The following is a 24047-nucleotide window of genomic DNA, read 5'->3' as shown; positions in this document are numbered from 1 at the left end:
CGCGTTCTCTGCCCATTGCTTATAGGATGTGCGGAGGCGCCGGGCAACGGCAACGAGATCGGTCCGACCCCGCCCGCGACAGGAAAGTTGGGTAGCATGACGATCGGCGAAACGGTCCCCGCATTGGAAAAGAACAGGGGCCGTGAGGCCGATTCTCCCGAGGATATTCCTCCTCCCGGCCTGAAGGACGTCTTCTGGCGCGTGTATGGAAGCCTCGCGCAGGATCGCATCACGCTGATTGCCGCCGGGGTCACCTATTATCTTTTGTTGGCGCTGTTTCCGGCCGCCAGCGCGCTTGTCTCCATTTATGGTTTCGTCTCGGATCCGGCGGCGATCGTCGACCGCATCACGTTCCTGAGCTCGGTTATGCCGGCAGATGCCCTGAACATCTTTCTCGACCAGCTGCGGGCGCTGACCACGGAGCGCAATGCGACACTGTCGATCGCCCTGATCGGCGGCCTGGCGCTGGCGCTCTGGAGCGCCAATAACGGCATGAAAGCGCTGTTCGAGGCGATGAACGTCGCCTATGCGGAAGAGGAAAAGCGCAGCATCGTGCGCCTCAACCTCATCTCGCTCCTGTTCACACTCGGCGCGCTGCTTTTGGCGATCGTCATCCTGTTTGCCATGGGCGTGGTGCCGGCGGTGCTGCGCTATCTCTGGCTCGACCGGTGGACGGAAATCATCATCCGTCTGGCGCGCTGGCCCGTCATGATGCTGTTCGTCACCGGCGGCATCATGATGCTCTACCGCTTCGGCCCCAGCCGCGAGCCGGCAAGGCTCAAATGGCTCACCTGGGGTGCGGCGTTCTCGACTGTTGCCTGGCTCTCCGCATCGATTGCAGTTTCCTTCTATCTGGGGAATATTGCCGATTACAACGCCACCTACGGCACGCTCGGGGCGCTGATCGGCTTCATGGTCTGGACATGGATATCGGTCATCATCGTCATCGTCGGTGCCGAGATCAATGCCGAGCTCGAACACCAGACGGCCCGCGATTCGACCACCGGCAAGCCGAAGCCGATGGGTACCCGCGGCGCCTACATGGCGGACACGGTGGGCGAGCGTTCCGGAGGCTGAAGGTTTGGGATGCCGCCGGCTCCCTGTTGGCTTCGGCAAAGACTGTGTGTATTACCTTGACGTGAACGTCAAAACCCCGAGGAGAGATTGATGAACGAACTGGTTTCCCGCGTCGCCGAAAATGTCGGCATTGCCCCTGACGTCGCCGAAAAGGCGATCGGCATGATGCTCGGTTTCCTGCAGCGCGAGGCCGATGACGGCGCGGTTGCCAAGATGATCGAGGCTATCCCGGGCGCTTCCGAACTCGTCGCCAAGTTCAACGGCGAAGGTGCCGGCGGCGGCGGTCTCCTCGGCGGCCTGATGGCAAGCTTCGGCGGCGGCGTCATGGCGCTCGGCCAGCAGCTGATGTCCCAAGGCCTCGGCATGGGCGAGATCACCGGCCTTGCCAAGGAAACCATGGCAGTCGCCCGCGAACATGCCGGCGACGAGGTCGTCGATACGGTCATCGCTTCGGTTCCGGGCCTCAGCCAGTTCGTCTGATCCGCTTCCTTCGACACTTCCAAGCCGTCGGCTGCGAGGCCGGCGGCTTTTTTGTCGGATCCAGGGCAATGAGACCGGCGAGGGGCCAATCGAATATTGTCGGCACCTTGCAGGCTTGTCCTGGGTTTCGCACTCTCCATGTCAATGAGAGTAGCCCCAAGATGGGAGGTTGCGATGTCCGATGATGACGAGGCCGCCATGGTGCGGATAACGGGAAGGGTACAAGGCGTCGGTTTCCGTGCCTGGACGCGTGACGAAGCAGAACGGCTGGGTTTGACCGGCTGGGTCCGCAATGACCCGGATGGATCCGTCCTTGCTTTGATTGCGGGACCAGCCGCCGGTATATCGCAAATACTCGAGCGTTTCCGGCATGGCCCGCCTGGCGCATCGGTTTCCGGCGTGGAGCGACAGCCGACGGTGCTCGCGGAAAAGCCGGTCGGCTTCCGTATCACCAGATGACCCCGGTCGGTCATTCGGTTTGGCTCTGGGGGCTGACCTTCCTTCATTGTTCGACCGAAGCGGCGAGAGTTAAGCCTGCCGGATTCGTTTGTTTCCGGCCTCGCAACTGCGACAGAAAAGCCATTGACATTTCGCCGTTTAAGGCACATTTCACGCGTGAGAGGCGCCTGTCCAGGCGTCCTTCTTTCAAAGGACAAATTGAGATGAACCCCGACAGTCGAAGTTCGACGTCATCATACCGACCCGTCTCTGCGGGGCTCTAGTCCTTCTTGAAGGATGCGCGCTCCGAGGGGACCGATGGTCCGAAAAGGAGCCGCCATGCTGCGCATCCATGCCTACGACCTTGATCGCCTCGTCGCAGTCGCTTCCGACATGCCCGCCGTTGCCGCAGCACCGGTAACATCCGACCTGTCTGAACCGGTCACGCCCGCCCCCGCAGTCGTCTGGTACGACCTTGTCAGCCCCACATCGGAAGAAGAGCGCATGGTCGGCGAGCGCCTTGGCATTACCGTGCCGACCATGGACGAGATGGAGGACATCGAGCTCTCCGCCCGCCTCTACCAGGAGGATGGCGCCGAGTTCATGACGATGACGGTGCTGACCAGGCCCGATGCCGGCACGCCGCGAAAAGTTCCCGTCACCTTCATCGTCAAGGGCCAGGTTCTGGTCACCGTCCGTTATGCCGAACCGCGCCCCTTTGATGCGTTCATGGCGCGCGCCCGCAAGCCGAACGGCGCCGGCCTGCATTGCAGCTACGGCGAACTGATCATGACCGGGCTGATCGAAGCGATCATCGACCGCATGGCCGATACGCTGGAGCGGCTCGGCACCGAGATCGACCAGATTTCGCAGGAAGTCTTTTCGACCAAGGCGGCCAAGGCCAACAAGAAGACGCGCGACCTGCAGGACCTCATCCGTGAGGTCGGCCAGAAGGGCGAATTCATCACCGTGGTGCGCGAAAGCCTCGTCAGCGTCAGCCGAGTCGTGGCCTATTACGCAGCGCTCGATGGCGTCGATCGCAAGCTGTCGAAGGAACTGCGCCAGCGCCTGAAACTGCTGCAGCGGGACGCCACCTCGCTCGGCGATCACTCGGCTTTCCTGTCCAGCAAGATCAATTTCCTGCTGGATGCGACGCTGGGACTGATCAATCTCGAGCAGAACCAGATCATCAAGATCTTCTCGGTCGCCTCGGTCGTCTTCCTGCCGCCGACGCTGGTCGCCTCGATCTACGGCATGAACTTCGCCTACCAGCCGGAACTGCAATGGCACTACGGCTATCACGCCGCGATCGTGCTGATGATCTTCTCGATGGCCATGCCCTATCTGTATTTCAAGCGGAGAGGCTGGCTTTGAACAACAAGAAAGGCCTCCGGATGTTTCCGGCGGCCTTTCTCATCTCCTTGCGAGCCACGCCCTCAGGACGTCGTTGATACGGGACTGCCAGCCCGGACGACCAGGGACGACCGGCGCCGCCGCGAGTTTTTCCGCCCACGGGCTTTCCGTCAAATCTGGCGCGTCATCCTCAATGGCCAGGGAGTTGTGGGCCGTAGGCTTTTTGCTCTCGGTCATTGGCTTTCCTCTGGAAACGAAAAATGCGCCGGAGATCTCCGGCGCATCGTGTCGGCTTTGTCGATGAAGGTCAAACATCCCATTCCGGCGCAAGGTGCCCCGGGTTGACGATGCGGCCGGCCGGCTTGGCGAGCGCGTGGATCGCCAACATCTCGTCTTCCGACAGGGCGAAATCGAACACGTCGAAGTTTTCCGGCAGACGGGAAACGGTCGCGGTTTTCGAAAGCGCGATGACGTCCTTCTGCTGGATCGCCCAGCGCAATGCCACCTGCGCGGCCGTCTTGCCGTGCTTGGAGCCGATGTCCTTCAGCACCGCGTCGCCCGGCACCGCACCGTTCGCCATCAGGTAATAGGAGGTCAGCGACATGCCATGTTTGCGCACCTCGGCAAGAACCTTGGTCTGGTCGAGATAGGGATGGTATTCCACCTGGTTGGTGGCGAGCGGCGCGTCCGACAGCTTCACCGCTTCGGCGATCAGCGCAGTCGAGAAATTCGAGACGCCGATATTCTTCACCTTGCCGTCCTTTCTCAGCGCGTTCAGCGCGCCCATGCGGTCGGCGAGCGGCATTTCGCTCTGCGGCCAGTGGAGGAGCAGCAGGTCGAGGTAATCTGTCTTCAGCTTCGTGAGGCTCTCGTCGACCGAGGCGATGAAGGCATCATGGCCGACCCGGTCGACCCAGACCTTGGTGGTCAGGAAAATGTCGGCGCGCGGAATGCCGGACTTGGAAAGCACGTCGCCGACGGCTGCTTCGTTCTTGTAGATCTGCGCGGTATCGACATGGCGGAAACCGAGCTTGAGCGCCTCCGGCAGCACGCGGGCGACGTCCTCGTCGGGCATGCGGAACGTGCCGAAGCCGAGGGCAGGGATGTTGGCGCCATTGGCGCTGACTGTGAACATCTTGAACTCCTATGGGGAAGCCCGGCAAACGGCCGGGCCAAATGAGGCCCGTATTACATGGACCGATTCTGTAACGGATCAACCACCCGAGTTTTCGGGGGTATCAGCCGGCGAGGGGCGGGTTGAGGCGGGCAAAGCCCTCCTGCCGCCGATAGGGGAAATGCGGGTAGGGCGCGGTGACGGCACTGGCCGCATCGAGCCTGCTGATCTGCTCTGCCGTCAGCGACCAGCCGACGGACCCGAGATTCTGGCGAAGCTGCTCCTCGTTGCGGGCGCCTATGATAACCGAGGAAACCGTCGGCCGGCTGGTGAGCCAGTTGATCGCCACCTGCGGCACGCTCTTGCCGGTTTCGTCAGCCGCCGCCTGCAGCGCATCGACCACCCGGTAAAGCAGTTCGTCCTCGACAGGCGGGCCGAAATCCGCCGTCTCATGCAGGCGGCTGCCTTCCGGAAGCGGCTTGCCGCGGCTGATCTTGCCGGTGAGGCGGCCCCAGCCGAGCGGGCTCCACACCAGCGCGCCGAGCCCCTGGTCCTTGCCCAAGGGCATCAGGTCCCATTCGTAGTCGCGGCCGATCAGCGAATAATAGACCTGGTTGGCCACATAGCGGGTCTGACCGTGCTTTTCGGCGGCGGCGAGCGACTTCATGATCTGCCAGCCGGAGAAGTTGGAAACGCCGATATACCGCAGCTTGCCGTCCTTCACGAGCTGGTCGAGCGTCGAGACGACTTCCTCCACCGGCGTCGAAGCATCGAAGGCGTGGAGCTGGAAGATGTCGATATGGTCGGTGCTGAGCCGCTTCAGCGCGGCTTCCACGGAAGCGATCAGCCGCGAGCGGGAGGAGCCCCAGTCGTTCGGCCCGTCGCCGGTCGGCAGGCTGGCCTTGGTGGAGATCAGCACGTCGTCGCGCCGGCCCTTGATCGCTTGGCCGAGCACCTCTTCCGAAGCGCCGGCCGAATAGACGTCGGCGGTGTCGAACAGGTTGACGCCGGCCTCCAGGCAGATGTCGACAAGGCGGCGGGCCTCCTCGACATCGGTCGTGCCCCAGTGGCTGAACAGCGGGCCGGAACCGCCGAACGTGCCGGCTCCGAAACTCAAGACCGGCACCTTGAGGCCGGATGCGCCGAGATTGCGGTATTCCATGGTCGTGATCCTTCGGTGTGTCGGTTATTCGGCCGGGCAGGAGAGGGCGGGTGCGCCGCTGATGGCGGTCTCGCGCTTGTCCAGCCGGATGGCGAAGAGGGCGACCGCAAGCGCTGCGAGCGGCACCAGGCCGGCGATCAGCGTGACCGAACCGAGACCCGGGCCATGGTCGATGACCACGCCGCCAAGCCAGGCACCGATCGCATTGCCGAGATTGAAGGCGGCGATGTTGAACGACGAGGCAAGGCCCTGGCCCACACCTTCCGCCTTCTGCAGCACCCACATCTGCAGCGGCGAGACGGTGGCGAAGGCTGCGGCGCCGAAGAGGCCGATGGCGATGACGGCAAGCACCGGCTGGTGGATCGCGGCGGTCAGCGCCAGCAGCACGACGGAGAGCGCGATGAGGCTGGCGACGATGGTCGGCACAAGGTGGCGGTCGGCGAGCCACCCGCCGGCCAGGTTGCCGACCACCAGGCCGCCGCCGAAGACGAGCAGGATCGGCGAGACGGCGGCTTCCGAAAAGCCGGTGATCTGGGTCAGAATCGGCGCGATATAGGTGAAGCCCGCAAACACGCCGACCCAGCTCAGCACGGTGATCAGCAGCCCGAGCAGGACCGGGCGACGGCCGAGCACGGCAAGCGCCCCCTGCGCGCTTTCCTCATGATTGTCCGCCGCCTTGTCCTTCGGAACGAAGAGCGCGATCACGGCGAGCGCCACGAGACCGATCAGGGTGACGGCAAAGAAGGTCGAGCGCCAGCCATAGGCCTGGCCGAGCCAGGTGCCGAAGGGCACGCCGAGAATATTGGCGACCGTCAGGCCGGTGAACATGATGGCGATGGCGGAAGCCTTTTTGTTGGGTGCGACGAGACCGGTGGCGACCACCGAACCGACGCCGAAGAACGAAGCATGCGCGAATGCGGTCAGCACCCGGGCCGCCATCAGCGTCCAGTAATCGGGCGCCAGCGCACAGGCGAGATTGCCGACGGTGAACACCACCATCAACGCCATCAGCAGCGTCTTGCGCGACCATTTGCCGGCGATCGCGCCGAGAATGGGAGCCCCGATGACGACGCCGAGCGCGTAGCCGGAAATGAGCAGGCCAGCGGCCGAGATCGATACGCCGAGATCGGCGCTGACATCGATCAGCAGGCCCATGATGACGAATTCCGTGACGCCGATGCCGAAGGCACCGGCCGTCAGGGCGTAGAGAGCGAGAGGCATTGGTTGGGTCCTTGTCCTTTGGGAGGAAGGGGTCGGTGGTCGTTCGCGAGGCCCCCTCATCCGCCTGCCGGCACCTTCTCCCCGCTGGGGAGAAGAGACATGCCGTGCGGTCCCATTCACATCCGACCTAGGCGCGAAAGGAACAGTCACAAACCTCTCCGCTCTTCTTTTCCACGAGGGACAAGAGGGACGGCGACAGCAGCGACATATCCTCTTCTCCCCGGCGGGGAGAAGTGCCGGCAGGCGGATGAGGGGGCCTTGGGTGACGCGGAGACCTTCTTCTGCACCGCAATATCGTCGCCTCGGACTTGCCTGTGTAGCCGCATAAGCGGATAATCATTTATGAATTGAATTCAAAGGTGATGTCGATGGACAACCGCGCCGGTGAAATGGAAGTTTTTGCCCTCGCAGCCGAACTCAAGAGCTTTTCAGCCGCCGGCCGCAAACTCAAACTCTCCCCATCCGCCGTCAGCAAGCTCGTCACCCGGCTGGAAGACCGGCTCGGCACCCGTCTCGTCGTCCGCTCTACCCGCATGCTGCAGCTGACGCCGGAAGGCGAGACCTATCTGGCGCGGGCGCGGCGCATCCTTGCCGAGATCGCCGATACGGAGGAGATCGTCTCTGGCGGCGGACGGACGCTGCCGCGCGGGCCGCTGTCGATCAACGCCTCGGTTGGTTTCGGCGAGCGTTACATCCTGCCGCTGACCTGCGAGTTCCAGCAGCTTTTCCCGGATGTGCAGCTCGACATCACCCTCACCGACGATATCGTCGATCTCATCCGCGAGCGGGTCGACATCGCCATCCGCCACGGGCCGATGCGCAACTCCTCGCTGATGGCGCGGAAACTCGGCGAGAGCCGCCAGGTGGTGATCGCCTCGCCGGGCTATTTGGAGCGGCACGGCGTGCCGAAGACTCCGGCCGAGCTCATCCATCACAATTGCATCAATTTCAATTTCCGGCGATCGGTCGAAGGCTGGCCTTTTCGTGATCCGAAAACCGGCAAGCGTGAACTCTTGCCGGTTTCCGGCAGCCTGAAAGCGAGCAGCGGCTCGATCATCCGGCAGTTCTGCCTGGACCACCTCGGCATCGGTCGCGTCGGGCGTTTCCATGTGGAACCGGACATCGTGGCGGGGCGGCTGGTGCCGGTTCTTGAGGATTTCAATCCCGAGGACATCGAGGAAATCCACGCCGTCTATGCCGGCCACGAACACCTCGCGCTGCGCATCCGCACCTATATCGACTTCCTCGCGGCGCGGCTCTAGGTGACTGTTTCGATCACGTTGATCGGGAAAAGTGTCTTTGCGGCCACAGTTTTGCCTTGCATTGGTCGATTTTGCCACCCACATCCGCGGGACAGGAGAATCTTCCCATGAATGACCAACTGAATGAAATCATCGCCCGTATCCGGGCGGAGGTGACTGCCGGTTCGGCCGAACGCTCGCATGTCACCATGTCGATGGAAGACCTGCGGCTGCTCGTTCAGAGTTTTGAAATCCTCCATTCCGAGAAGGAGGAGCTGCGCCGCAGGGCTGAGCTGCATGCAGACGTCATCGAGGCGGTGACGGTCTTCATGGAAGCCTATCGCGACAAGTACAAGAATTACGGCAGCGGCGGCGTGCGCCCGAGCGCGGTCCTGCGCCGGGAGGTGTGGCGGGTCTATGCCGCCCTGCGCGGTCTGCCGATCGCCAATGACAGCATGTTCTAAAGGCTCCGCCCGCTACCCCCGGTGACCTCTCCTAGTCCCGGTCGGGTGCGCCGAGCGGGAAGAACGACCGGTACGGCCGGGCCTCGTCCACCGCACGCGCAAACGACGGCCGGGCGAGCAGCCGGCTGCGATAGGCCCGCACATGGGCGAACTGCTCGCCGATCCGGTGCGTCCAGTCGGCGTAGAAAAGGGCAGGCGCCGCGGCGCAATCGGCAAGGCTGAACGTCTCGCCGGCAGCCCATTGCCGGTCGGCCATGCGCTGGTCCAGCCAGCCATAGGCGGCGTCCAGCATGTCGCGTGCTTCCTGCACGCCGTAGGGGTCACGGTTCTCTTCCGGCCGGATGGCGTTGAACACCACCTTCTGCTGCGGGGTGGAAATGTAGTTGTCGAAGAACCGGTCCATCATCCTGACGTCGAGCGCCGCATCCGCATCGTCCGGGATCAGTTTTACCGGTCCGGGATAATGCAGGCCGAGATATTCGATGACGATCGACGCCTCGAAAACCCGCTTCTCCCCGTCGATCAGGATCGGGAAGCGCTTCACCGGCCACATGCTGCAGAGATCCTGGTAAGCAGAAGGATCCTCCGGCCCGAGCATGCGGGTGTCGAAAGGGGTGTCGTTCTCGTAAAGCGCCGTCAGCACCTTCTGGCAATAGGACGAGAATGGATGCGAATACAGAACCGGACGCATGACGGCCTCCCATAACCGATTGCGAAATGAAACTGGTTTACGGATAGCGCAGCTGATTGCTTTTTGCAATCGGTTTTATGTTGAGGCGATTTCGGGCCTCTTCTGGCGAGATCGCCTGGCACGGCACGCATCTCGGCTCAGGCTTCCACAACGGCGCCCTCCGCTTCACGCCCCGACCGCAATCGCCTCGCGCACATGCATCGCCCGGATCTCCTGGGCCACCATCTCCTGCAGCCGCCAGAGATTGCGGTCGTGGATGCCGAATTCGGCCAGGTGCACGACAGTATTGTAGAGATATTCGGCGCAGGACCCGCGATGCCCGCAGGCGCGCGCCAGAACCGTCGCCACCTCGTCGAGCGGCAATAGCGGACGGACGATGCGCTTGCTGGTGCCGCCGACCCAGAAGGTCAGCGCCCGCACGGTCTCGCCCGCCTGGGTGCGGACCGGCAGCCAGCGGAACGAGGTGAGGCTGTCGCGATGGCTGACCTCGCGACGCAGCGCCTTTTCGATCTGGACGCGCTTGTCGTCGTCGGCCACCCGGTAGATCACCCCGTCGCAGCGGCCGCCGCGCGACAGCATCATCATCAGCCCCGGCTGTTCCGGCGAGCCTCGGCCGCGCTCGATCCGCAGCGAAAAGGAACGATGCCAGCCGAAAGCCGCCGCCCGCTGGCAGGCAATGGAATCGAAGCCCGGCTTCCAGATCAGCGAACCATAGGCGAACACCCAGAGTGGATCCTCGCCGATGTCAGCTGCCAGCCGGTCGGCGATCTGGATGTAGTCGTCATCGCTCAGCGGCTCCCATGTGGCCGGCGGGCCGGGGTCCACCTCCTCGCGAAAACAGAGGTCGACCAGGTCCTGGGTCAACGACAATGTGGAAGGTTTCGGCATGGCTTCGAACGGTTTTTCGGGCAGGGCGACCAAAATGGCAAGCAGAAAGAGTGCAAGCGCATTGGAGCTGAGTCAACCTGTTTCCCGGCCATTTGCTCGCCATTCCGGGGGGCTCATTCTCCGTTTTGCTGCCATCAAACCGCCGATTTGCTGCGTTGCCGCATCGACGCCCAGATGTTTTGCTCCAAGGGATCACGGATTGTTTCCGGCTGGAAACTTTCTCGATGACTTGAAGAGTGGAGTTTCTGAACTGATGCGTTGGCTTTTTATTGCGGTTCTGGTGATCCTTGTCGGTTGTGTGCTGAGCATCATCTGGCTGAACGATGCCGGTCTTGGCCGGATCGAGGTCACACAGCCTCAGCAGCAAAACCCGCTCGCCCCGCCGCCGGGAACCCCTTGAAGTCGCCGGGCACGCCTTGAAGTCGCCGGGAACCTCTTGAGGACGACCGTCAGGCTTTCACCGCGATGATGAACAACCGCGGGAAGCGCAGCAGCACCCGTCCGTCGGCCATCGGCGGGTAGGCTTTGGCGATGCGGGCGGTGTAGTCCGCCGTGAACGCTTGCGCATGCTCCGCGCCGGCCGCATCGAGATAGGGCCGAAGGCCGGTCGCCTTGACCCATTCGACGATTGCGGGCGCATCACCAAGCGGGTGGTAATAGATCGTGTGCCAGACGTCGACGCGGGCGGATTTCGGCATCAGCCGGTCGAAATAGGCAGCCGGCGGAGGCAGCACCGCGCGGCGCACCCGGCCGCCTTCGAAGGCGGCCTTCCACGGACCGGCCGCCCCGGTCTCCTCCATCAGCAGATGGCTGGGTTCCGTGAGATTGTCGGGCATCTGCACCGCCAGCACGCCGCCGGGTTTCAGGTGGTCCATCAAGCGCGCGAGCACGGCAATATGGTCCGGCACCCACTGGAAGACCGCATTCGCATAAAGCAGGTCGGCCGGCTCTTCCGGCACCCAGCTACTAAGATCCGCCTTCAGGAATTCCGTGCCGGGCAAGCGCTTGCGAGCCGCCGTCAGCATGTTGTCGTCGCTGTCGAGGCCGGTAACGCTGGTCGCCCCGAAGCGCTCGGCGATCAGCTCGGTGGAGTTGCCCGGGCCGCAGCCGAGGTCATAGGCACGGGCCACCGAGCCGAGCGGAACCTGCGCCAGGAGATCGCGTGCCGGCCGCGTCCGCTCGTCCTCGAATTTCACATATTGCTCTGCAGACCATGCCATTTCTGTCTTCCTTCCATCGTGTCCCGCTGGAACATGGCACTCCGGCGCGCCGGTCTCCATGGGCAAAAATATCAATTTTTGTGATGATCCATTTCATATTATCGCTTGACCTCGGCGGCGGGGCCGGACTTCACTCACCCCGCAATTTTGAAGCGTCAAGGAGATCGCCATGCCCGTCAACACAGCCTCCCGCACCACCACCTGGACCTTCGTGGATGGCGAATGGCTCGAGGGCAATCCGAAGCTCATCGGCCCGACGTCGCATGCCATGTGGCTCGGCTCCACCGTGTTCGACGGGGCCCGCTGGTTCGACGGCATCGCACCCGACATCGACCTGCATTGCCAGCGCGTCAACCGGTCGGCAAAGAACATGGGCATGCAGCCGGTGATGCAGGCCGAGGAGATCGAGGCGCTCGCCTGGGAGGGCGTCAAGAAATTCGACGGCAAGACGGCGATCTACATCAAGCCGATGTACTGGTCGGAACATGGCATGCCTTACAGCGCCGTCACCGCCGATCCGGAATCGACCCGCTTCGCGCTCTGCCTGTTCGAGGCGCCGATGCAGACCGCCAAACCCTCGTCGCTGACCGTCTCGCCCTATCGCCGCCCGAACCCGGAAGTGGCGATCACCGGCGCCAAGACCGGCAGCCTCTATCCCAATAGCGGTCGCATGATCATGGAAGCCCGCAACCGCGGCTTCGACAATGCGCTTGCCCGCGATATGAACGGCAATGTCGCCGAGACAGCCTCCTCGAACATCTTCATGGTCAAGGACGGGGTGATCATGACGCCAATCGCCAACGGCACGTTCCTGGCCGGCATCACCCGCTCGCGCGTCATCGGCCTTCTGCGCCGCGGCGGTTTCGACGTGCGCGAAACGACGCTGACGGTCGAGGACTTCACGGATGCCGACGAGATCTTCACCTCCGGCAACTATTCCAAGATCGTGCCGGTCAACCGTTTCGAGGAACGCCAGCTCCAGGAAGGCCCGGTCGCCCGCAAGGCGCTGGAACTCTACATGGACTGGGCCCGCTCCCCCGGCGACGAAGCCTGAGTCTTTTCCGTCCCTGGCCCGCCGTCCGGTCGCGTAACCAGCGCCGCCTGATCCGGAGTATTATTTCCCCGTCTTCACCGTCAGCTTATCGGCGGAGATCTCGCCGCCGATCTCGGCCTTGCGGGTCTTCTTGTCGAAGGCGCAGAGCGTGCTGACTGTGACGTTGGCGCCGACCGCCTTGCCGGAGACGATGGCGAGCCCGTAGCTCTGGCTGCCGAAGGGATCGACCAGCGCCTTGCCGTTCTCGATCAGCCCCTTGGCGGCGGTCACGCAGGCCTTGGCGACCTCGGCCCGGAAGTTGGACCAGGCATCGTCCGAGGCGGCGTGCGCGACGGTGACGCTGGATGCGATGAGGGCTGCGGCAAGAGCAAAAGTGGTCTTCATCAAACGGTCTCCGAATCGGTGATCTGGCCCATTTCTTGTATGCTGAAAATTCAGCAAGTTCTTGACGCGATTGGCTTGATTTTTGGCAAACTTACCGTTGCCTCTTGGGCCTTGCGCTCCTATGTTCCCGCACGACGCTTTACCTACGGTGTGTGCCGAACAAGGAGTAGACCAATGGCTTTCGAACTTCCCGAACTCCCCTATGACTACGAAGCCCTTTCGCCCTTCATGTCGAAGGAGACGCTCGAATTCCACCACGACAAGCACCACAAGGCTTATGTCGACAACGGCAACAAGCTCGCTGCCGAAGCCGGCCTTGCCGACCTGTCGGTCGAGGAAGTCGTCAAGAAGTCCTTCGGCACCAACCAGGGCCTCTTCAACAATGCCGCCCAGCACTACAACCACGTCCATTTCTGGAAGTGGATGAAGAAGGGCGGCGGCGGCACCAAGCTGCCGGGCAGGCTCGAAGCAGCGGTCGCTTCCGACCTTGGCGGCTTCGACAAGTTCAAGGCCGATTTCATCGCTGCCGGCACGACGCAGTTCGGCTCCGGCTGGGCCTGGGTTTCGGTAAAGGACGGCAAGCTCGCCATCTCCAAGACCCCGAACGGCGAAAACCCGCTGGTTCACGGTGCCGAGCCGATCCTCGGCGTCGACGTGTGGGAACATTCCTATTACATCGACTACCGCAATGCTCGCCCGAAATATCTCGAAGCCTTCGTCGATAGCCTGATCAACTGGGACTACGTACTCGAACGCTACGAAGCCGCCACGAAGTAATCGAACGGCTCAATCGTCGGTCTTTTGAGAACACCCGGTGTCGCAAGGCGCCGGGTGTTTTTGTTTTGGCACTCGCGAAGCCTCCAACTTTGAAAGGAAGCAGCATGACCAAACTTTCGATCGAGACCGTCCTGGCAGAGCTCGCCGCACGCGAGCCGATCTTTCACCGACGCGAATACGGCACCAGCCGGGAAGCTCTCGAAGCCATGACCGACGAGGCCTTCTGGGAAATCGGCGCCAGCGGCCGGGTCTACCGGCGCGATGTCGTGATCGCCAATCTTCTCGAACGATATCGCGAACCGGAGCCTCATGACTGGCCCTGCCGGGATTTTTCAATCAGCCGCCTCGCCGGCGACCTCTACCATTTGTCGTACACTCTGGAGGAGCCTGACCGCCGCACTCGTCGGTCCACGTTCTGGAGAAGCACTGCGACCGGCTGGAAGATTGTCTTTCACCAGGGAACGGTGATTGCCTGAATGGGCGCCTGCTTCAGGCCTTCAGTGTTCTATCCGGCGACCTTGCCAACCCGCCGGCCAGCGCCAGCCACAGGATGACGAACACCAACATCGGCAGGAGCGAGCGCATTGCCAGCCAGGGGTCCGTTGGCAGGATAGGGGCGGTGATGATCTCGATGATCACGATGAAAGTCGCGCCCGCGAAAAGCGCCAGATAGGCTCGCCGCCATTGACCGTCGGAGAGCGGCGATCCAGCCTCGATAAGCAGGGCTCCAGCCATCCCCCGGTTCAGGGCAAGCAGCAGGAAGAGAATGGCGGCCGGCAGGAAGGCCAGCGAAAGCCGCGCCTTGACGGCAAGATCCGACGGTTCGGACACCGCATGCGCCAGATGGGCCAGGCCATATGTGGCAGCGGCGTTGATGATCAGGACGAGCATGGAGCGCCAGAACAGCGCCCAAAGGGTGCGAAAGAAAGCGGCCAACAATTCCCATTCCACGTTTTTCAGGATGCTGCGGGCGGATACCAATGTGATGTCACAAGCATGATTTTGTTGCAATTACCGCAGCGCCTCGGATCTTCAACCGAGATTGATGCGCTATTGCGAAGCAGCGCATAATCTTCGCAATATACCGCTGCCGCCACTCCGGCCCTGTCACACGCCTGTCATACGCACCCACTACCTCCGCGAAATGCCTCACGAAAAACCTCTCCTCCGCTTCGGCGTGATCGCCGATCCGCAATATGCCGACCTGCCGCCATGGCTGGAGATGAACCGTTATTACGCCAACAGCCTCGACAAGCTGGGTCAGGCGATCGGCGTGCTGAACGGCGAGGATCTCTCCTTCGTGGTGACGCTCGGCGATCTCATCGATCGCAGCTGGGAGAACTACGGTCCGGTGCTTGCCGTCTATGAGGGCCTGCGCCACGAGAGCTTTCTCATGCCCGGCAACCACGATTTCTTCGTCGCGCCGGCGCAGCTCGACAATGTCCATGCGCGGCTCGGCATGCCCTCCGCCTGGCACGATTTTTCCCGCGGCGGTTTCCGCTTCGTGGTGATCGACGGCAACGAGATCAGCCTGTTTTCGACGCCGGAAGGCCACCCGCGCCACACTTTGGCGCAGCAGCGGCTGGAAACATTGCTGGCCGAGGGCGCGATCAACGCCAAGGAATGGAACGGCGGCATCGGCGATGAGCAGTTCGCGTGGCTGGAAGCCGTGCTCGAGCGCGCCCGCGCCGTGGACGAAAAGGTCGTCGTTCTCGGCCACTATCCGCTCTACCCCGAAAACGCGCACAATCTCTGGGGCTGCGAGCGGCTCACCGGTCTCTTCGCCCGCTCCGGCAATGTGATCGCCTATCTGAACGGCCACAACCACGTGGGCAATCTCGGCCGTGCCGAAAACACCTGGTATGTGAACTTCAAGGGCATGGTCGATACCGAGACGGAAAACACCTTCGCCGTCGTCGAGATCTTCGCCGATCGTATCGAGATCATCGGCCACGGCCGCGAGGAAAGCCGCACGCTTCCACTCTAGCCTGCTGTCCCGGCGGCCGTCTTGTCCGTCCAGCCCTGGACCCAGAGCTGTCGCAGTGTCTCGCCTTCGCCGCGGAAGAAACCGTCGGCGAGCTCGCAATGCTCCACCCGGTCGGCGCGAAAGTTGCGGATCGCTTGCCTCAGTTCGCACCAGGCGACGATATTGGCCGTCTGTGAATAATAGATCAGCGCCACCGGCCGGATCGTCCGTTCCGTGGCGCGGGCATATTCGTCGCGGTAGTCGAGCGCCAGCTTCTGCTCGTCGCGGATCGCCCGGCGCACCATGGCAAGGTCGAGCGCGTCGGGCACCGGCGCCACCGAACCCCAGGCATGCAGCGCATTGGCGGAAAACGTGCCGGCAAGCGGCACCGGCACCACGGCGGCGATCTTGCGGTTCACCTGCTTGGCGGCCTGCCGGAGCTCGGTGTCGCCGGTCCGTTCGAGCAATGCCAGGGCAAGCACGATCGCCTCCGTCTCCTCGATCGACAGCATGAGCGGCGGCAGCGTGAAGCCGGGGCGAAGGATATAGCCGATGCCGCGCCCGCCCTCGATCGGCACCCGCATCGCCTGCAGCGCCGCGATATCCCGGTAGATTGAGCGCACCGTCACCTCGAGCTGTACGGCGATATCGGCCGCTGTCACCGGCTTTTTGGCGAGCCGGAGGATCTGGATGATCTCGAACAGGCGCGAGGCCTTGCGCATGCCGCTTTTCCTTGGTCCCAAACCATCGCTACTGACAACACGCTGTCAGTTGGGCTGCCGTATAGGACCGCATATCCGTTTGAAAAACAAGGCTTCGGCATCCGAAGCCGACTATGCGAGGCTCAGGAAACTGACATGACCTATACCGAAAATCTCTGGCTCTTCTTCACGCTCCTGTTCGGCATCATCGTCGTGCCGGGCATGGACATGATCTTCGTGCTCGCCAATTCGCTGACCCGCGGTCGCACGGCAGGACTTGCCGCCACGGCCGGCATCATCGCGGGCGGGTTGGTGCACTCGCTTTACGGCGCGGTCGGCGTCGGGCTGCTGGCGAGCCTCATGCCTGTCCTGTTCAGGCCGCTGCTGATTGCCGGCGCGCTCTACATGGCCTGGATCGGCGTCAGCCTGATCAGGAGTTCGATCACCGTCGATCACGTCGGCCCGGCGGACACGCGGTCGAACTGGGAAGCGTTCCGGCGCGGCGCAGTGACCTGCCTCATCAATCCCAAGGCCTATCTGTTCATGCTCGCCGTCTACCCGCAATTCCTGCGGCCGGATTTCGGACCGCTGCCGCCGCAGGCGGCGATCATGGCGATAATGACGGCGGCGACCCAGCTTGCCATCTATGGCGGCCTGGCCGTAGCGGCCGGCCGGGCGCGGCAATTTCTCGTCGGCAATGGCAGGGCGACGATCTGGGTTGGGCGGATTGCCGGCCTTCTGCTGCTTGGCGTTTCCATGCTGACGCTCTGGGAAGGTCTGATGGCCTGAAGCACGGGTTGCCACAATCGCGGCAAGACACATATCCCTCGCATTCCGTGCCCGCCCGGCAACAGGCGGGCCGCTCGCGGCGTCATGACAGAAAAGTTACTTTTTTCAAACGCATAAGCCGGCAATCATGAGCCCGCAAAACTGCGCCGGCATGACCGGCTCAACGAGGAGAACAATGGATGAAGTTTAAACTGATTGCCGCCGCCGCGGCCCTACTCTGTCTTGGCATCACTGCCGTGACCGCCCAGGAAACCCCGATTGCCAAGCGCCAGGCGCTGATGAAGGGCATCGGCGGCGCAGCCGGCGCGCTCGGCGGTATCGCCAAGGGCGAAAAACCCTATGACCAGGCTGTGGTGCGCACCGCGCTGACCACGATCAGCACCAATATCAAGGCCTTCCCCGATCAGTTCCCGGCAGGTTCCGAGACTGGTGACAAGACCAAGGCTGCACCGGCCATCTGGGAAAAGAACGCCGAATTCCGGGGGAACGCCCAGAAGCTCGGTTCCGATGCGGAGGCTGTTCTGGCTTCCATGCCGGCAGACCAGGCCGCTGTCGGCAAGGCCCTGCAGACGCTCGGTGGCAACTGCAACACCTGCCACCAGAACTTTCGCCTGAAGTAACTGTGACCCTATCTTCGAATGAAAGGCGGCCGCAGTCTTCTGCGGCCGCCCTCGTATGATCTCGTTACGCTGGAGGAAGGCGATGGCCTCGATATGGTCCAAAATCCTGGCGGCGGGCGTCGTGGTGATCGCCGCCGGCGCCGCCACGGCCTGGGCGCTGACCAAGCCCGACCCCTATCCCGATTCTCATTGGGCGGGTCTCGGCGCGCCAGACCTTGCCAAGGGCGAACAGCTTTTCTGGGCCGGCGGCTGCGCGAGCTGTCATGCCGCGACCGGTGCTACCGGGGATGCCCTGAAGGTGCTTTCCGGCGGAAGGGCGCTGCCGAGCCCGTTCGGGACGTTCCATATTCCGAACATCTCGCCGGATCCGAATGCCGGCATCGGCAACTGGACCCTGGCGCAGTTCGGCAATGCCACCACCCGCGGCGTCGGGCCGAACGGCGAACACCTCTTTCCGTCCTTCCCCTACGGCTCCTATTCGCGGCTCTCGACCAAGGATATCAACGATCTCTTCGGTTACCTGAAGACGCTGCCGGCAAGCACGAATGTGGCGCCGCCGCACGAACTGCCGTTCCCCTACAATATCCGGCTGGCGGTTGGCGGCTGGAAATTCCTCTATTTCAGCGATCAGCTGCGGGTGCAGCTTGCGTCGGCAGACGACAAAGTCAAGCGCGGCCAGTTCCTGGTCGAAGGCCCCGGCCATTGCGGCGAATGCCACACACCGCGTGACGCGACGGGCGGCTTCCTGCCCGACCGCTGGCTCGCCGGCGGCCCGAACCCCGAGGGCAAGGGAACCATCCCCAACATCACGCCGGGTTCGACGGATATCGGCTCGTGGAGCGAGAGCGACATCGCCGGTTACCTCGAAACCGGCTTCACTCCGGATTTCGACACGGTCGGCGGCTCCATGGTCGAAGTGCAGCAGAACCTCGCGCATCTGCCGAAGAGCGATCTGGAGGCGATTGCGGCTTATTTGAAGGCGGTGCCGGCGCGGTAGACGAATCTGGGGCGAGCCATGAACCTACGAGAATACAAAGGCCATTCCGCCGTCATCGAATTCGATGCCGAAGACGAAATCTTTGTCGGCCATGTTGCTGGGATTACCAATATCGTCGGCTTCCATGCCGATACGCTGATCGAAGCCGAGACCGCCTTCCGCGAGGCGGTCGACGACTATCTCAAAATCCTGGCCAAGGCCGCCGGATAGGCCTCGGCCGCGGATATCACGCGAGCGCCTGCGTATAGCGCATGCCGGTGACCGGGCGCGGCTTGAAATCCATATGTTCGTAGAAGCGGTGGGCGGCGAAATTGCCGGTGGCGGCGCTGACCGAAAGATAGTCGCAGCCGGCGCTCCTGGCGATCTCGCGGGCGCGCGACACGAGGTGCTGGCCGATGCCGTGGCCGCGATGGCCGTCGCGCACGAAGAGATGGTGGAGGTCCATGCCCCGCGTGCCTTCCTGCGCCCGGTAGAGCGGCACGAGGATGGCGTAGCCGATCAGTTCCGAGCCGGTATCGGCGACAAGCGCGCTGATCCACGGCATCGCGCCGAACAGGTCGCGCTCGAGTTTTTCAGGGGTGATGGCGGCGGGGTCGTTGTGATGCGCGGCGAGCAGCGCGATCATCTCGTTGAGTTCCGGCAGGTCGCGCGATTTCGCACTGCGGATCGTCACGACCGGCGGGCGGGGCAGGGTGATATCGGTATCTTCGGTCATTTCCGGCATCCTTGTTCGGTCTTCTTGCCGTCAGGTGCCTTTTGAAACAACAAAGCCGCCTGACGGCGGCTTTTTTGACATGGTGATCTGTCGAGCCGCCCTTTAAAGGAAGGCCCAAAAATACGAGCAGGCGGTGGTCGTGCGCGTGTTGATCATGGCGCCTAGATGCTCCCGATCTCAAATCTTGTCAAGCGTGATCTGCGAAACGATTGGCAGCCGTCATGATCGCCTCCGCCATGCCCTCGTCGGCGGTCGAATGGCCGGCATTCTCGATCATTACCAGTTCGCTCCCCGGCCAGGCTTTTGCCAGTGCAAATGCCGTTGCCGGGGGCCCCTGCAGGTCGAGCCGGCCCTGGATCAGCAAGCCCGGTATCCCGGCAAGCCGGTAGGCCTCGCGCAAAAGCTGGCCATCCTCCAGCCAGGCGCGGTTCCCGAAATAATGGACGCAGAGCCGCGCCCGCGCGAGCACGAAAGCCGGATCCTGCCAGCGGGCGGGCAGCCCTGCCTGCGGTTCCGCCGAAATCGAGCCGGCCTCCCAATGATGCCAGTCGAAGGCGGCCTTGTGGCGCACAGCCGGATCCGGGTCATTGAGAAGTGCATGATAGGCGGCGACGGGATGGCGGTTGCGGAAGGGCTCCGGAATGGCCGCGGTGAACTTTTCCCAGGCCTCCGGCAGGAAGATAGACAGCCCGTTGTAAAGCCAGTCGATTTCGGCCCAGCGCGTCGTGGTGACACCGGCAAGGATGATCGCACGGACGTATTCGGGAAAAGCCTGCGCATAGGCCAGCGCCAGCGTCGCGCCCCAGGAGGAGCCGAAGACCAGCCAACTTTCCACCCGCAGGCGCTCCCGCAAGGCCTCGATGTCGCCGATCAGATGCCGCGTCGTATTGTCGGCAAGACTATTATCGAAATCGCCCGCGTCCGGCGCGCTTTTCCCGCAGCCGCGCTGGTCGAACTGGATGATGCGCCACACGGCCGGATCGAAATGCCGCCGGGCACTGTCCGACATGCCCGACCCCGGCCCGCCGTGTAGCAACAGCGCCGGCTTGCCGGCGGGGTTGCCGGAAAGGGCGAAGAAGATCCGGTTGTCGTCGGGCCTGTCGAGGAAGCCGGTCTCGTAGGGGGCAAGGGCAGGGAAGAGGATGGGCATATTTGCGAGATCCCTCATGGCGAAAAGAGAGGGCGTCTCTTAGAACAAGCCCATGATGAAACCGTGACGAGCTCGGCCTATGCGGCCGATAGTGCGCGCAGAACGGCTTCGGGTTCCTTCTCCATCACGCGCAGCAGGTTCGCCGCCGGTCCGCTCATCTGGCGATGACCTTGCTCCCATTTCCGGTAACCATGCACGCTCATACCAAGCACCCGCGCCATTTGGTCCTGCGTAAGTTCAAGCTGCTGGCGGATCAGTTTGGGATCGGGCATGTCGACCGCGACATGGTGGACGGCGACGCCATCGACGGCTTCGCCCCTCGCATGAGACAGAGCGCCGGTCATCGCCCGGATCAGGTCTTCGCCAAAGCTCGAATTTTTTGCCATCCTATTTCGTCCTCGTCCGGTAATGTTCCTTGATCGCCCTGGCGAGCGCGGATACGACCTTGGCCTCATAGGGCGTCAGGTCTGTCTTCTTGTTCTTTGCGTAGACGAGCAACGCATAGAGCGGAGCATCCTCGCTGTACCAATAGTAGATAACGCGGGCGCCGCCTCGCTTGCCCTTTCCCTTCGCCGGCACGCGAACCTTGCGCACGCCGCCCGTTCCGGGAATTTCGTCGCCGGCCAGGGGATTGGCCGCAAGAAAGGAAATCACTTCTTCCTTTTCTTCCGCAGAGAAAATAGCGGCCGCCTGGCTTGTGAACGTTGGCAGCTCGGCGACCGTCTGCAGTTTTCTCATGAATTGAAACTAACCCATTGGGTTATGTCCGTCAATGCTCCCCCTCGCATAGCCCGTGATCCGATAACGCCCGGATCACATAACAATCCTCGATCGAATGGCCGTCGCAGTGTGAGATGATCCGTTCGAGTTCGTGCTCCAGCTTCTTCAGTTTTTCGATCTTTTCGCGCACGGCGGTCAGATGATCGGCGGCGATCCTGTCGGCATTGGCGCAAGGCAGGTCGGGATGCTGGCTGAGCGCGATCAGCTCGCGGATCGCCGGGATGTCGAGGCCGAGATCGCGGGCATGGCGGATGAAGGCGAGCCGTTCGAGATCGTTTCGCTCATAGCGCCGCTGGTTGCCCTCCGAACGTTCGGCCGCTTCGATGAGGCCCATCTGCTCGTAATAGCGGATGGTCGGCACCTTGACGCCGGTGCGTTTCGAAAGATCGCCGATCGACAGCATGGCTGAAAATTCCTCTTGTAGCTCTAGTCACTAGAGGAATTATCTAGTCGGTCACCGGCAGGAAGACAAGCCGGCCGGACGAAAGACGAGCACCGGAGCAAACAGAGAGGTGACGCCATGATCGGATGCTGCAGCCACTGCCACGCCAGGTTCGAGGAGGGATCGCGGGACATCCTCCGGCTGTTCTGGGCGTTGGTCGCCACGGTAGCCGGCATGTGGCTGATCCTGGCGATGGAGATGCTGCGGCGGTCGCGGCCGCAATGGGAGCACGAGCGGCACGCAAACGAGGAACTATCCACGGTGATCGCCAACGACAATGGCGCCGATCGCCCGATGTAAAACGGCTACAGCCCTGACTGGCAGGGTTGCAGCCGCCGAAGGCCTATAACCTTACATGGAGAGCAGCGGATCGTCGTCGGTACCGTTCTGCTGCTGCTGTTGTTTCTGCGCGTTGCCCTGTGCCAGGGCCGCAGGGTTGCCGCCCATATCCATCGCGGTTTCCTGCTTCTGGCCGTTGACGCCCATCGCTTCGAGGATCGCCTTGCGGATATCCGCTTCGACCGCCTCGCGCTCTTCCGCCGACATGGTCTTGAGATCGTCTTCGGTAAGATCCTTGTCCTTGAGATACTGTTCGCGGATGCGCTCGGCGAAGGTCTTCTTGGCGAGATCCATGAACTCGTCCTCGTATCGCGTCGAAGGCGCCTCGCCAAGCCAGGTGTCGCCGCCGTCCTGATCGACCTCGACGCCCTGGCTTTCCATCGTCCAGAGGCTATCTGCCAGCTTTGCGCCGAACACCGTATCGCTGCCGGTCATGCCGCCCGATACGGACTGCCGCGGCGCCGCGTAGTCGTTGGCGCTGCCGCCCGAAGCATTCTTGTCGCCGCCGTTCTTGCCAAGGATACCGTAAAGAGATGCGTAATATGGGTTGGTGCTGCCAATCGTCGTCATCGCGACTCTCCTCGTATGAGACCACCAGCGGCTTAGGTCCCAAAACCTGCACGGAGCTTTCGGATTTGAGTTGTGTCGGCCGGGTATAGGATTATAGGATACCCCCCTATATTATATGGAGACACTCGTGGCCCATACCATTCGGGAAAAGGCAAAGCTTCTGGCGCGGGTGCGCCGGCTGAAGGGGCAGATGGAAGCGGTCGAGCGGGCGCTCGAAGGGGAGGCACCCTGCGGCGAGGTATTGCAATTGCTCGCCTCGATCCGTGGCGCGCTTTCCGGGCTCACCGGAGAAGTCATGGAGGATCACCTGCGCGAGCATGTGCTGCATGCCGGTGACGAGAAACAGAGGGCGCAGGCGGTGGACGAACTCGCCGAGGCGCTCCGCACCTATATCCGCTGATCGAGATGAAGGAGAAGACCATGGCCGATCCCGTCGAGGAACTGAAGCACGACCATGTGTTTCTGGGCGCCGCCCACGAGCGCAACGAGCGCAAGGTCTGGCTGGTGATCGCGTTGACCGCGACGATGATGGTGGCGGAAATCGTCGCCGGCTCGGTCTTCGGTTCGATGGCGCTGACGGCCGACGGCTGGCATATGTCGACCCATGCGGGCGCCATGCTGATCGCGGCGCTTGCCTATCTTTATGCCCGCCGCCAGGCCCGCAATCCGCGCTACACGTTCGGCACCGGCAAGCTCGGTGATCTCGCCGGCTTTGCCAGCGCCATCGTGCTTGCCCTGATCGCGCTGCTGATCGCCTGGGAGAGTTTCGCCCGCTTAGCCAGCCCGGTGGCGATCGATTTCGATCAGGCGATCCTCGTCGCGGCAGTGGGCCTGGCCGTCAACCTGCTCAGCGCCTGGCTGCTCCGGGAGGATCACCACCATTCTCATGGTGGCAGCCATGCCCATCACGGCAGTCATGCCCATGACGGCGGCCATCATCAGGGGCACCACGGCGCCCATGCGCATCAACCCGCTGCCAAGGACCATAATCTGCGCGCCGCCTACCTGCATGTCCTCGCCGATGCGCTGACCTCGGTTCTGGCAATCGCGGCGCTGATTCTCGGTCGGTCCCACGGCTGGGCCTGGCTGGATCCGGCCATGGGCGTGGTCGGCGGTCTGGTGATCGCCCGCTGGTCCTGGGGGCTGATCCGCGTGACCGCCACGGTCTTGCTGGATGCGCAGCCGGATGACGAGGAGCTGGCGGGCAGGATCCGCCGGAGCGTCGAGACGGAGGAGGACAGGATCTCGGACCTGCATGTCTGGCAGGTGGGGCCGGGACACCATGCGGCGATCGTCGCGCTGGTCACGCCAAAACCCCAGGCGCCGTCCTTCTACAAGGATAAGCTCCGGGGCATCCGGGATCTGTCGCATGTGACGGTGGAAGTCACGCCGGCTAGGACGGCATAACCGGGGC

At 62.8% G+C, this 24047-nt stretch carries 34 protein-coding genes; 18 read left to right on the top strand and 16 right to left on the bottom strand.

Features of this window, described 5'->3' with window-relative positions; all coding sequences use genetic code 11:
* Positions 1-96: 96 nt before the first annotated feature.
* From PMI07_RS33100 to PMI07_RS33085, 4 genes are all read left to right on the top strand, one after another.
* Positions 97-1077 (top strand): YihY/virulence factor BrkB family protein, encoded by a 981-nt coding sequence (locus PMI07_RS33100; protein ID WP_007764432.1) that lies wholly within the window; start codon positions 97-99, stop codon positions 1075-1077.
* A gap of 90 nt (positions 1078-1167) precedes the next feature.
* Positions 1168-1557, top strand: coding sequence for a hypothetical protein (locus tag PMI07_RS33095; RefSeq protein WP_007764435.1), 390 nt, complete (start codon positions 1168-1170; stop codon positions 1555-1557).
* A gap of 174 nt (positions 1558-1731) precedes the next feature.
* On the top strand, positions 1732-2016 hold the full coding sequence (locus PMI07_RS33090) for an acylphosphatase (RefSeq protein WP_007764437.1): 285 nt from the start codon (positions 1732-1734) through the stop codon (positions 2014-2016).
* A gap of 318 nt (positions 2017-2334) precedes the next feature.
* Positions 2335-3369 carry a magnesium transporter CorA family protein gene (locus PMI07_RS33085; RefSeq protein ID WP_007764439.1) on the top strand — a complete coding sequence of 345 codons (1035 nt, stop codon included), beginning with the start codon at positions 2335-2337 and terminating at the stop codon, positions 3367-3369.
* 39 nt (positions 3370-3408) lie between these two features.
* Here the strand turns inward: PMI07_RS33085 and PMI07_RS35510 are convergent, their stop codons facing one another.
* From PMI07_RS35510 to PMI07_RS33070, 4 genes are all read right to left on the bottom strand, one after another.
* On the bottom strand, positions 3409-3585 hold the full coding sequence (locus tag PMI07_RS35510; RefSeq protein ID WP_007764442.1) for a hypothetical protein: 177 nt from the start codon (positions 3583-3585) through the stop codon (positions 3409-3411).
* A 70-nt stretch (positions 3586-3655) separates the two neighbouring features.
* Positions 3656-4483, bottom strand: coding sequence for an aldo/keto reductase (locus tag PMI07_RS33080; RefSeq protein WP_007764446.1), 828 nt, complete (start codon positions 4481-4483; stop codon positions 3656-3658).
* Positions 4484-4586: 103 nt separating this feature from the next.
* Positions 4587-5624 (bottom strand): aldo/keto reductase, encoded by a 1038-nt coding sequence (locus PMI07_RS33075; protein ID WP_024164392.1) that lies wholly within the window; start codon positions 5622-5624, stop codon positions 4587-4589.
* A 24-nt stretch (positions 5625-5648) separates the two neighbouring features.
* Positions 5649-6845 (bottom strand): MFS transporter, encoded by a 1197-nt coding sequence (locus PMI07_RS33070; protein WP_007772506.1) that lies wholly within the window; start codon positions 6843-6845, stop codon positions 5649-5651.
* Positions 6846-7213: 368 nt separating this feature from the next.
* Here PMI07_RS33070 and PMI07_RS33065 point away from each other — a divergent pair, with 368 nt between their 5' ends.
* Entirely contained in the window at positions 7214-8107 is an 894-nt protein-coding gene (locus PMI07_RS33065; RefSeq protein ID WP_007762535.1) for a LysR family transcriptional regulator, read from the top strand.
* A 107-nt stretch (positions 8108-8214) separates the two neighbouring features.
* Complete coding sequence (locus PMI07_RS33060; protein WP_007762534.1) at positions 8215-8550, top strand: hypothetical protein; 336 nt, start codon at positions 8215-8217, stop codon at positions 8548-8550.
* A gap of 31 nt (positions 8551-8581) precedes the next feature.
* Here PMI07_RS33060 and PMI07_RS33055 read toward each other — a convergent pair whose 3' ends face one another.
* Together PMI07_RS33055 and PMI07_RS33050 are read right to left on the bottom strand one after the other, a co-directional pair.
* A complete protein-coding gene (locus PMI07_RS33055) occupies positions 8582-9241 on the bottom strand; it encodes a glutathione S-transferase family protein (RefSeq protein ID WP_007762533.1) in 660 nt (219 codons plus the stop codon).
* 165 nt (positions 9242-9406) lie between these two features.
* On the bottom strand, positions 9407-10129 hold the full coding sequence (locus PMI07_RS33050) for a gamma-glutamylcyclotransferase (RefSeq protein ID WP_007762531.1): 723 nt from the start codon (positions 10127-10129) through the stop codon (positions 9407-9409).
* On the opposite strand from PMI07_RS33050, the gene PMI07_RS35255 reads away from it, so the two are divergent.
* Positions 10128-10529 carry a hypothetical protein gene (locus PMI07_RS35255; RefSeq protein ID WP_155956720.1) on the top strand — a complete coding sequence of 134 codons (402 nt, stop codon included), beginning with the start codon at positions 10128-10130 and terminating at the stop codon, positions 10527-10529. The two genes, PMI07_RS33050 and PMI07_RS35255, sit on opposite strands and share 2 nt — an antisense overlap.
* A gap of 49 nt (positions 10530-10578) precedes the next feature.
* Here the strand turns inward: PMI07_RS35255 and tam are convergent, their stop codons facing one another.
* On the bottom strand, positions 10579-11349 hold the full coding sequence (gene tam, locus PMI07_RS33045) for a trans-aconitate 2-methyltransferase (protein ID WP_007762519.1): 771 nt from the start codon (positions 11347-11349) through the stop codon (positions 10579-10581).
* A gap of 169 nt (positions 11350-11518) precedes the next feature.
* Here tam and PMI07_RS33040 point away from each other — a divergent pair, with 169 nt between their 5' ends.
* Positions 11519-12403: a branched-chain amino acid aminotransferase gene (locus tag PMI07_RS33040; RefSeq protein WP_007762517.1), complete on the top strand. Its 885-nt coding sequence runs from the start codon at positions 11519-11521 to the stop codon at positions 12401-12403.
* A 60-nt stretch (positions 12404-12463) separates the two neighbouring features.
* Here PMI07_RS33040 and PMI07_RS33035 read toward each other — a convergent pair whose 3' ends face one another.
* Positions 12464-12787, bottom strand: a complete 324-nt coding sequence (locus PMI07_RS33035) for a hypothetical protein (protein ID WP_007762516.1) — start codon at positions 12785-12787, stop codon at positions 12464-12466.
* Positions 12788-12961: 174 nt separating this feature from the next.
* On the opposite strand from PMI07_RS33035, the gene PMI07_RS33030 reads away from it, so the two are divergent.
* Together PMI07_RS33030 and PMI07_RS33025 are read left to right on the top strand one after the other, a co-directional pair.
* Complete coding sequence (locus tag PMI07_RS33030; protein WP_007762509.1) at positions 12962-13564, top strand: superoxide dismutase; 603 nt, start codon at positions 12962-12964, stop codon at positions 13562-13564.
* A gap of 104 nt (positions 13565-13668) precedes the next feature.
* Positions 13669-14040, top strand: a complete 372-nt coding sequence (locus PMI07_RS33025) for a DUF4440 domain-containing protein (RefSeq protein WP_007762506.1) — start codon at positions 13669-13671, stop codon at positions 14038-14040.
* A 13-nt stretch (positions 14041-14053) separates the two neighbouring features.
* On the opposite strand, the gene PMI07_RS33020 is transcribed toward PMI07_RS33025, so the two are convergent.
* Entirely contained in the window at positions 14054-14500 is a 447-nt protein-coding gene (locus tag PMI07_RS33020) for a hypothetical protein (protein WP_155956719.1), read from the bottom strand.
* A 208-nt stretch (positions 14501-14708) separates the two neighbouring features.
* On the opposite strand from PMI07_RS33020, the gene PMI07_RS33015 reads away from it, so the two are divergent.
* Positions 14709-15551, top strand: coding sequence for a metallophosphoesterase (locus PMI07_RS33015; protein WP_037088802.1), 843 nt, complete (start codon positions 14709-14711; stop codon positions 15549-15551).
* Here the strand turns inward: PMI07_RS33015 and PMI07_RS33010 are convergent.
* Positions 15548-16252, bottom strand: a complete 705-nt coding sequence (locus tag PMI07_RS33010; protein WP_007762499.1) for a YafY family protein — start codon at positions 16250-16252, stop codon at positions 15548-15550. The two genes, PMI07_RS33015 and PMI07_RS33010, sit on opposite strands and share 4 nt — an antisense overlap.
* 135 nt (positions 16253-16387) lie before the next feature.
* On the opposite strand from PMI07_RS33010, the gene PMI07_RS33005 reads away from it, so the two are divergent.
* The 4 genes from PMI07_RS33005 (at position 16388) to PMI07_RS32990 (ending at position 18847) form a co-directional block, all read left to right on the top strand.
* Entirely contained in the window at positions 16388-17020 is a 633-nt protein-coding gene (locus tag PMI07_RS33005) for a LysE family translocator (protein WP_024164391.1), read from the top strand.
* 179 nt (positions 17021-17199) lie between these two features.
* The gene (locus tag PMI07_RS33000) at positions 17200-17640 is read left to right on the top strand and encodes a cytochrome c (RefSeq protein ID WP_007752915.1); all 441 of its coding nucleotides are present in this window, start codon (positions 17200-17202) and stop codon (positions 17638-17640) included.
* Positions 17641-17722: 82 nt separating this feature from the next.
* The gene (locus tag PMI07_RS32995; protein WP_007752916.1) at positions 17723-18637 is read left to right on the top strand and encodes a cytochrome c; all 915 of its coding nucleotides are present in this window, start codon (positions 17723-17725) and stop codon (positions 18635-18637) included.
* 18 nt (positions 18638-18655) lie between these two features.
* On the top strand, positions 18656-18847 hold the full coding sequence (locus PMI07_RS32990) for a hypothetical protein (protein WP_007752918.1): 192 nt from the start codon (positions 18656-18658) through the stop codon (positions 18845-18847).
* A gap of 16 nt (positions 18848-18863) precedes the next feature.
* Here PMI07_RS32990 and PMI07_RS32985 read toward each other — a convergent pair whose 3' ends face one another.
* The 5 genes from PMI07_RS32985 to PMI07_RS32965 all read right to left on the bottom strand — a co-directional run bounded on the left by PMI07_RS32985 (position 18864) and on the right by PMI07_RS32965 (position 21685).
* Positions 18864-19361, bottom strand: coding sequence for a GNAT family N-acetyltransferase (locus PMI07_RS32985; protein WP_037088801.1), 498 nt, complete (start codon positions 19359-19361; stop codon positions 18864-18866).
* A 178-nt stretch (positions 19362-19539) separates the two neighbouring features.
* Positions 19540-20502: a prolyl aminopeptidase gene (pip, locus tag PMI07_RS32980; protein ID WP_007752922.1), complete on the bottom strand. Its 963-nt coding sequence runs from the start codon at positions 20500-20502 to the stop codon at positions 19540-19542.
* Positions 20503-20579: 77 nt separating this feature from the next.
* Complete coding sequence (locus PMI07_RS32975) at positions 20580-20888, bottom strand: helix-turn-helix domain-containing protein (protein WP_007752923.1); 309 nt, start codon at positions 20886-20888, stop codon at positions 20580-20582.
* Position 20889: 1 nt separating this feature from the next.
* A complete protein-coding gene (locus PMI07_RS32970) occupies positions 20890-21240 on the bottom strand; it encodes a type II toxin-antitoxin system RelE/ParE family toxin (protein ID WP_007752924.1) in 351 nt (116 codons plus the stop codon).
* 31 nt (positions 21241-21271) lie between these two features.
* The gene (locus tag PMI07_RS32965; RefSeq protein WP_007752925.1) at positions 21272-21685 is read right to left on the bottom strand and encodes a helix-turn-helix domain-containing protein; all 414 of its coding nucleotides are present in this window, start codon (positions 21683-21685) and stop codon (positions 21272-21274) included.
* Between the two features lie 117 nt (positions 21686-21802).
* Here PMI07_RS32965 and PMI07_RS32960 point away from each other — a divergent pair, with 117 nt between their 5' ends.
* Positions 21803-22024, top strand: coding sequence for a hypothetical protein (locus PMI07_RS32960; RefSeq protein WP_007752928.1), 222 nt, complete (start codon positions 21803-21805; stop codon positions 22022-22024).
* Between the two features lie 51 nt (positions 22025-22075).
* Here the strand turns inward: PMI07_RS32960 and PMI07_RS33870 are convergent, their stop codons facing one another.
* Positions 22076-22633, bottom strand: coding sequence for a hypothetical protein (locus PMI07_RS33870; protein ID WP_007752935.1), 558 nt, complete (start codon positions 22631-22633; stop codon positions 22076-22078).
* Between the two features lie 127 nt (positions 22634-22760).
* Here PMI07_RS33870 and dmeR point away from each other — a divergent pair, with 127 nt between their 5' ends.
* A complete protein-coding gene (gene dmeR, locus PMI07_RS32950) occupies positions 22761-23033 on the top strand; it encodes a Ni(II)/Co(II)-sensing transcriptional repressor DmeR (RefSeq protein WP_007752937.1) in 273 nt (90 codons plus the stop codon).
* Between the two features lie 20 nt (positions 23034-23053).
* Entirely contained in the window at positions 23054-24040 is a 987-nt protein-coding gene (gene dmeF / locus PMI07_RS32945) for a CDF family Co(II)/Ni(II) efflux transporter DmeF (protein WP_007752938.1), read from the top strand.
* Positions 24041-24047 lie beyond the last annotated feature (7 nt).

This window comes from Rhizobium sp. CF080 (assembly GCF_000282095.2).
Classification (GTDB): domain Bacteria; phylum Pseudomonadota; class Alphaproteobacteria; order Rhizobiales; family Rhizobiaceae; genus Neorhizobium.
Note: the sequence above shows the minus strand (reverse complement) of the source record. Positions and strands in the feature narration are given on the sequence as shown.

What these genes read in the sequence shown, in the direction of transcription:
- PMI07_RS33100 (WP_007764432.1), top strand. Translation starts at nt 97, where the DNA reads ATGACGATCGGCGAAACGGTCCCCGCATTGGAAAAGAACAGGGGCCGT.
- PMI07_RS33095 (WP_007764435.1), top strand. Translation starts at nt 1,168, where the DNA reads ATGAACGAACTGGTTTCCCGCGTCGCCGAAAATGTCGGCATTGCCCCT.
- PMI07_RS33090 (WP_007764437.1), top strand. Translation starts at nt 1,732, where the DNA reads ATGTCCGATGATGACGAGGCCGCCATGGTGCGGATAACGGGAAGGGTA.
- PMI07_RS33085 (WP_007764439.1), top strand. Translation starts at nt 2,335, where the DNA reads ATGCTGCGCATCCATGCCTACGACCTTGATCGCCTCGTCGCAGTCGCT.
- PMI07_RS35510 (WP_007764442.1), bottom strand. Translation starts at nt 3,585, where the DNA reads ATGACCGAGAGCAAAAAGCCTACGGCCCACAACTCCCTGGCCATTGAG.
- PMI07_RS33080 (WP_007764446.1), bottom strand. Translation starts at nt 4,483, where the DNA reads ATGTTCACAGTCAGCGCCAATGGCGCCAACATCCCTGCCCTCGGCTTC.
- PMI07_RS33075 (WP_024164392.1), bottom strand. Translation starts at nt 5,624, where the DNA reads ATGGAATACCGCAATCTCGGCGCATCCGGCCTCAAGGTGCCGGTCTTG.
- PMI07_RS33070 (WP_007772506.1), bottom strand. Translation starts at nt 6,845, where the DNA reads ATGCCTCTCGCTCTCTACGCCCTGACGGCCGGTGCCTTCGGCATCGGC.
- PMI07_RS33065 (WP_007762535.1), top strand. Translation starts at nt 7,214, where the DNA reads ATGGACAACCGCGCCGGTGAAATGGAAGTTTTTGCCCTCGCAGCCGAA.
- PMI07_RS33060 (WP_007762534.1), top strand. Translation starts at nt 8,215, where the DNA reads ATGAATGACCAACTGAATGAAATCATCGCCCGTATCCGGGCGGAGGTG.
- PMI07_RS33055 (WP_007762533.1), bottom strand. Translation starts at nt 9,241, where the DNA reads ATGCGTCCGGTTCTGTATTCGCATCCATTCTCGTCCTATTGCCAGAAG.
- PMI07_RS35255 (WP_155956720.1), top strand. Translation starts at nt 10,128, where the DNA reads ATGGCTTCGAACGGTTTTTCGGGCAGGGCGACCAAAATGGCAAGCAGA.
- PMI07_RS33050 (WP_007762531.1), bottom strand. Translation starts at nt 10,129, where the DNA reads ATGCCGAAACCTTCCACATTGTCGTTGACCCAGGACCTGGTCGACCTC.
- tam (WP_007762519.1), bottom strand. Translation starts at nt 11,349, where the DNA reads ATGGCATGGTCTGCAGAGCAATATGTGAAATTCGAGGACGAGCGGACG.
- PMI07_RS33040 (WP_007762517.1), top strand. Translation starts at nt 11,519, where the DNA reads ATGCCCGTCAACACAGCCTCCCGCACCACCACCTGGACCTTCGTGGAT.
- PMI07_RS33035 (WP_007762516.1), bottom strand. Translation starts at nt 12,787, where the DNA reads ATGAAGACCACTTTTGCTCTTGCCGCAGCCCTCATCGCATCCAGCGTC.
- PMI07_RS33030 (WP_007762509.1), top strand. Translation starts at nt 12,962, where the DNA reads ATGGCTTTCGAACTTCCCGAACTCCCCTATGACTACGAAGCCCTTTCG.
- PMI07_RS33025 (WP_007762506.1), top strand. Translation starts at nt 13,669, where the DNA reads ATGACCAAACTTTCGATCGAGACCGTCCTGGCAGAGCTCGCCGCACGC.
- PMI07_RS33015 (WP_037088802.1), top strand. Translation starts at nt 14,709, where the DNA reads ATGCCTCACGAAAAACCTCTCCTCCGCTTCGGCGTGATCGCCGATCCG.
- PMI07_RS33010 (WP_007762499.1), bottom strand. Translation starts at nt 16,252, where the DNA reads ATGCGCAAGGCCTCGCGCCTGTTCGAGATCATCCAGATCCTCCGGCTC.
- PMI07_RS33005 (WP_024164391.1), top strand. Translation starts at nt 16,388, where the DNA reads ATGACCTATACCGAAAATCTCTGGCTCTTCTTCACGCTCCTGTTCGGC.
- PMI07_RS33000 (WP_007752915.1), top strand. Translation starts at nt 17,200, where the DNA reads ATGAAGTTTAAACTGATTGCCGCCGCCGCGGCCCTACTCTGTCTTGGC.
- PMI07_RS32995 (WP_007752916.1), top strand. Translation starts at nt 17,723, where the DNA reads ATGGCCTCGATATGGTCCAAAATCCTGGCGGCGGGCGTCGTGGTGATC.
- PMI07_RS32990 (WP_007752918.1), top strand. Translation starts at nt 18,656, where the DNA reads ATGAACCTACGAGAATACAAAGGCCATTCCGCCGTCATCGAATTCGAT.
- PMI07_RS32985 (WP_037088801.1), bottom strand. Translation starts at nt 19,361, where the DNA reads ATGCCGGAAATGACCGAAGATACCGATATCACCCTGCCCCGCCCGCCG.
- pip (WP_007752922.1), bottom strand. Translation starts at nt 20,502, where the DNA reads ATGCCCATCCTCTTCCCTGCCCTTGCCCCCTACGAGACCGGCTTCCTC.
- PMI07_RS32975 (WP_007752923.1), bottom strand. Translation starts at nt 20,888, where the DNA reads ATGGCAAAAAATTCGAGCTTTGGCGAAGACCTGATCCGGGCGATGACC.
- PMI07_RS32970 (WP_007752924.1), bottom strand. Translation starts at nt 21,240, where the DNA reads ATGAGAAAACTGCAGACGGTCGCCGAGCTGCCAACGTTCACAAGCCAG.
- PMI07_RS32965 (WP_007752925.1), bottom strand. Translation starts at nt 21,685, where the DNA reads ATGCTGTCGATCGGCGATCTTTCGAAACGCACCGGCGTCAAGGTGCCG.
- PMI07_RS32960 (WP_007752928.1), top strand. Translation starts at nt 21,803, where the DNA reads ATGATCGGATGCTGCAGCCACTGCCACGCCAGGTTCGAGGAGGGATCG.
- PMI07_RS33870 (WP_007752935.1), bottom strand. Translation starts at nt 22,633, where the DNA reads ATGACGACGATTGGCAGCACCAACCCATATTACGCATCTCTTTACGGT.
- dmeF (WP_007752938.1), top strand. Translation starts at nt 23,054, where the DNA reads ATGGCCGATCCCGTCGAGGAACTGAAGCACGACCATGTGTTTCTGGGC.